The 5114-nt window shown below is 37.1% G+C and carries 4 protein-coding genes and 2 pseudogenes; 5 read left to right on the top strand and 1 reads right to left on the bottom strand.

All coding sequences use genetic code 11. The features are described from left to right. Window positions 1-629 (bottom strand): annotated as a pseudogene (locus ACILQF_RS10470) (amidohydrolase); the annotation flags it as partial. A 253-nt stretch (window positions 630-882) separates the two neighbouring features. On the opposite strand from ACILQF_RS10470, the gene ACILQF_RS10465 reads away from it, so the two are divergent. The 5 genes and pseudogenes from ACILQF_RS10465 to ACILQF_RS10445 all read left to right on the top strand — a co-directional run. Beyond that, entirely contained in the window at window positions 883-1896 is a 1014-nt protein-coding gene (locus ACILQF_RS10465) for a hypothetical protein (protein ID WP_395627354.1), read from the top strand. A gap of 61 nt (window positions 1897-1957) precedes the next feature. Next, complete coding sequence (locus tag ACILQF_RS10460) at window positions 1958-2398, top strand: cytochrome B (RefSeq protein ID WP_395627353.1); 441 nt, start codon at window positions 1958-1960, stop codon at window positions 2396-2398. Between the two features lie 236 nt (window positions 2399-2634). After that, the gene (locus tag ACILQF_RS10455) at window positions 2635-4044 is read left to right on the top strand and encodes an anthranilate synthase component I family protein (protein WP_395627355.1); all 1410 of its coding nucleotides are present in this window, start codon (window positions 2635-2637) and stop codon (window positions 4042-4044) included. Window positions 4045-4198: 154 nt separating this feature from the next. After that, complete coding sequence (locus ACILQF_RS10450; protein WP_395627352.1) at window positions 4199-4762, top strand: anthranilate synthase component II; 564 nt, start codon at window positions 4199-4201, stop codon at window positions 4760-4762. Between the two features lie 18 nt (window positions 4763-4780). Further along, window positions 4781-5114, top strand: a pseudogene (locus tag ACILQF_RS10445) (indole-3-glycerol-phosphate synthase TrpC); the annotation flags it as partial.

Genomic DNA, 5114 nt, shown 5'->3' with positions numbered 1-5114 from the left:
AGCGATGAAGGATAGCTATTGCTGGAGGTACCTTTATTAAATGAATAATGTGCTGCTACCTGATCTTTTATAATCACTGTGCTTTCATCCGAATTATTCAATGTTGAAACTAATGAAGAGCCTCTTGCTATTCCATCACGACTCAGCGACTGCACTGCACCGAAGCCGGCTTTTTTATATTCTTCCGCTTTTTTCGCGTCGATAGCAAAGAATGATTTTGCTGCGGTTTCTGGCCTGATTGCCTCATTCCACGCATAGGCACCCGTTTTTGTTGTGGTAAATACTTGAGTGCGACCGAAACCTGCAGTCTGTCTGGTATTTGCACTAGTATTTAATCCATAAGTGGTAAAAGCATCTATAAATGAAGGGTATATGTATTTACCTTTCAAATCAACTGTGATGTAACCCTGCGGAATGCTTAAGCCTAGTCCTACAGCCTCGATTTTCTGGTTTTTTACTAATAAAACACCATTTTTAATGGTTTGATCTGCACTCACAACAATAGTTGCGTTAATAAAGGCATACATGCCCGGGCGTTTATCATAGGAGCCATTTACAGGGTAGGTTTCCTGGGCTGCTGCATCGCAAACTTGTGCGAGCATGAAGAATAATAGAAGAAAGTATCTCATTATAATTTAGGTTTTTGGAACCCGAATGTAGCGGATATTCAGTTAGTCATTATCGTTAAACTATAACATTACTGTTACATTTTATTTAGGATTTGATCACAATTATTCTATCTATAAAAAATTGCGTGTGTATTTATCCATTTCAACTCTTAACTTTGGGTAATATGAAATTTGCATGAGCTCTACGATTATTGTGTGATTTTAATAAATGCTTTTGCAAGCTTCATATCCTTTAATAAATTATTGTATTCTGATGAAAAAGAGAATCCTCCTTCAGTTCTTATATCTGCTTCCATTGTTCATTTTGTCTGCTTGCACTAAAGACGATAATGAAGCAATGCCTCAAAGTACTATCTCTAGATTGTATGTTTCGAATGCAGATACTGACGCCGCTGTAGTAAACACGATGATCTTTGATCCTGCAGATCTATCCACTTTTACTGAACCCTATAAATTTGACTCTAAATTGCCTGATGGAAATGGTATTTTGTTTAATCCATACTCAGGTACTGTCATTCAGGTAAGTAGAAAAAATAAAAATATTAGAACTTTTAGAGTCAATACAGATGGGAGTTTAACCAATGCAAACTCTTTTGTAGATGAAGGGCTCTTGAGCGCTAGAGAAATGGCTTATGATCGTTCTCGTGACGTTTTATACATCTCAAGCAATATTGACAGCGCTATTTATGTGTATGCCAAGGCAAGCACCTTAACTGGGACGGTTAATGCATTCAAAAAGTTAAAGCTTAATGGCCAACCTTGGGGAATTCATTTGGATAATAACCGACTTTTTGTTGCTATCGATCTCGATCGTAAAGAAGTTCAACTTTTTGAAAATGTATCTGAACTTGCGGTTGGTAATATCAGTCCGACGAAAAAAATCACCATCAATGGTGCCAGCCGTCTGCATGGAATTACTTATTCTGCTGATCGCGACATCTTGCTTTTAACAGATATTGCCGAATCTAGCGCAAGCGGTTTTGAAACCGATGGTGCAATTCACATCATCAAAAATGTAGCAACAGAATTTATAGTGAGTGGAAAATTGGTTAGTCCCGCGGCCACAATTAGGGGTTTTAAAACTAATCTGGGAAACCCTGTTGATATTGCTTGGGACGATAGGGTCTCAAAAGACTTAATTTATGTTGCTGAAAAGGCTAACCGCAAAATTTTGGTATTTAAATTTAATGATATTGGGGATGTTAAACCATCAGCGATTGCTTCATTATCAAGCAGTCCCGAAGCAATTTATTTGGATGCTAGATAGCAATATTTAGCATTGTTTTATATGATAGATTTTTCTTTACTTTGAATTAAATTTAAAAAATATGTATTCAACTTTATTTGGACTTCACTCGGGACTACGATATATCGTATTATTATTATTGGCGGCAGCTTTATTACTATCGCTGATTGGCTTATTCGGCAAAAAACCTTATTCAGAAATGAATCGTAAGGTCAACCTATTTGCCATGATTTTTACCCATACTCAGTTTCTTGTGGGCTTAATATTATATTTTTTCAGTCCGATGGTAAACTACTCAAACATGGCTGAAGCAATGAGTAATGCCACCACACGTTATTGGACTGTTGAGCATTCAGTGATGATGTTATTTGCGATCGTTTTGATTACAGTTGGTCATTCACGTTCAAAAAAGGCTAAAGATGCGGTAAACAAGCATAGAGCTATTGCATTGTATTATGGATTGGCGGTATTGGTTATTTTAGTCGCAATTTATCAAAGTGGACGACCTATTTTAGGGAGTTAATAAACAGTATTAAAAAATTTGGAATCTCAATTTTCTTTATATTTTTGTAAAAGATGATAATAAAACAAAATACAGCTAATTGGTGGCGCCCATTAAATTTGGCGCAGCTGATAGGTATTTTGTAATGAGAGCACAATTAGGTACAATCTAAACAATATATAGCCCGGCGCCAAAATCGCCGGGTTTTTTTATGGTCGGTATTCTCAGAAAATGCTTGATCAAAAAACAAGAACATGATGAAGAACTATAAATTATACACTTCCTACAAAAAGCTGCTTGCAGATACTACCACCCCGGTAAGTATTTACTTACGCTTAAGGGATGTATTTCCTAACAGTGTTTTGCTGGAAAGCTCTGATTACCATAGTAGAGAAAATAGTCTCAGTTATGTGTGTTGTGATCCGATTGCTGGAATAGTGCTCAATGGTGCTCAATTGGAGACTTATTTCCCTGATGGACGAAGGGAGAACTATCCATTAGGAGATTTAAACCTTAAAAAGCATGTTTCTGATTTCAGGAAACAGTTTGAATCAACTTCAGATAATGATTTTAAGTTTATCTCCAACGGGCTTTTTGGATATTTTGCCTATGAAACGGTGGAGCATTTTGAAGATATTAAACTTCAGGCTGGGCCGGCAGAGGGAAGAGAGATTCCACTGATGCAATACCATGTTTATCGCTATATCATTGTAATTGACCATTTTAAGAATGATTTGTACCTTTTGGAGCATCGCACTGAGGAAAATGCACCTGATGGTCTGAATAAGATTCAGTATCTTATTCAAAATAAGAACTTTCCAGAATATAAATTCAGTTTAAATGGAGAGGAGAAATCTAATTTTACAGATGAGCAATTCATAGCGCTTGTTGAAAAGATGAAAAAGCATGTTTATAGGGGCGATGTATTTCAAATTGTTCCATCACGTGCATTTTCTACTCCATTTTTAGGAGATGAGTTTAATGTTTATCGCGCCTTACGTTCAATAAATCCATCTCCATATTTATTCTATTTCGATTATGGCGATTTTAAACTCTTTGGGTCCTCGCCTGAAGCGCAATTGACCATTAAAAATAATGAAGCAACTATTTATCCAATTGCTGGAACTTTCAAAAGAACTGGCAATGATCTTTTAGATAAAGAGTTAGCCGAAAATTTGAAGAAAGATGAGAAGGAGAATGCAGAGCATGTGATGTTGGTAGATCTTGCGAGAAATGATTTGAGTCGTCATTGCGATAAAGTTGAAGTTCGGTCGTTCAAGGAAATTCAATATTATTCTCACTTAATTCACATGGTTTCGAAAGTTACCGGACAATTACAAGAATCTGTTGATTCGTTAGATGTAGTTGGCGATACCTACCCTGCTGGAACATTGAGTGGGGCGCCAAAATACATGGCTATGCAGCTTATTGATAGATATGAAAAGCAAAAACGTGGTTTTTATAGTGGAGCTATCGGGTATATGGGCTTTGATGGTAATTTTAATCATGCCATCATGATACGTTCCTTTATGAGCCAGAATAATGTACTCCATTACCAGGCGGGTGCAGGCATTGTAGCAGATTCTGATCCCCAAAGCGAATTGAATGAGGTAAACAATAAAATTATGGCATTAAGGAAGGCTTTGGAAATGGCTGGGGAGATATGAGGTCGGAGGTATGAAGTATGAAGTATGAGGTATGAGGTATGAAGTATGAAGTATGAAATTTGTTGTCAGTTGTCAGTTGTCAGTTGTCTGAACTCCGATCTCCGCTCTTCAACCACAAAAAAAAATTGATAGTGTTAATTGAAATAATAAATACATGAACATATTAGTAATCGATAATTACGATTCATTTACATTTAATTTGGTGCACCTGCTGAATGAAACAGGGCATGAAGCTACGGTTTGGCGGAATGATAAATTTGAGCTGAGTGATGTCAATGCCTTCGATAAAATTTTACTTTCTCCAGGTCCCGGTATTCCATCCGAATCGGGATTATTACTGGATGTGATCCGTAGCTATTCAGAAACTAAAAGTATTCTCGGAATCTGTTTGGGAATGCAGGCCATTGCCGAAGTTTTTGGTGGCGAACTGTATAATCTTGCTCGCCCAGTTCATGGTAGGGCAACAGAAATTACCGTTCTTGATGTGGAGGAGAAACTTTTCTTGAATTGCCCACGCAATTTTAATGTTGGACGCTACCACTCTTGGGCAGTTAAAAATGATCTGGTACCTGAAGTATTAAAGGTAACTGCCAGCGACTCAGAACATGTAATTATGGCCTTGAGACATCGTAGTTTAGACGTTAGAGGTGTTCAATTTCATCCCGAATCTGTACTTACCGAACATGGTAAAGCAATGATTTCTAACTGGTTAAGCTAATTAAAAAATAAGAGAAATATGAATTCTTCACCGAGCGCGCAAGGAAATATTCTTGACAAAATAGTAATTAAAAAGAGAGAAGAAATAGCCACCGCAAAGCTTAAAACTTCAGTTTTTGAGCTTGAGCAGGGTCTATTTTTCTCTAGACCATGTTTTTCTTTGCGTGATTCAATTCTAAATTCTTCACTTACAGGCATTATCGCTGAGTTTAAGCGCCAATCGCCATCAAAGGGAATTATTAATGATCAATTGAATGTAGAAGAAGTGACACAATCGTATGCTGCTGCCGGCGCATCGGCACTTTCTGTTTTAACGGATGAGCAATTTTTTGGCGGTCATAATCGTGATCTAA

This window comes from Daejeonella sp., from assembly GCF_044232565.1.
Lineage (GTDB): Bacteria > Bacteroidota > Bacteroidia > Sphingobacteriales > Sphingobacteriaceae > Daejeonella.
The sequence above is the reverse complement of the archived record's forward strand: the minus strand, read 5'-3'. Positions and strand labels throughout refer to the sequence as shown.

Excerpts from the sequence above, each read along its gene's own strand:
- ACILQF_RS10465 (WP_395627354.1), top strand. The coding sequence starts at position 883 with ATGAAAAAGAGAATCCTCCTTCAGTTCTTATATCTGCTTCCATTGTTC.
- ACILQF_RS10460 (WP_395627353.1), top strand. The coding sequence starts at position 1,958 with ATGTATTCAACTTTATTTGGACTTCACTCGGGACTACGATATATCGTA.
- ACILQF_RS10455 (WP_395627355.1), top strand. The coding sequence starts at position 2,635 with ATGAAGAACTATAAATTATACACTTCCTACAAAAAGCTGCTTGCAGAT.
- ACILQF_RS10450 (WP_395627352.1), top strand. The coding sequence starts at position 4,199 with ATGAACATATTAGTAATCGATAATTACGATTCATTTACATTTAATTTG.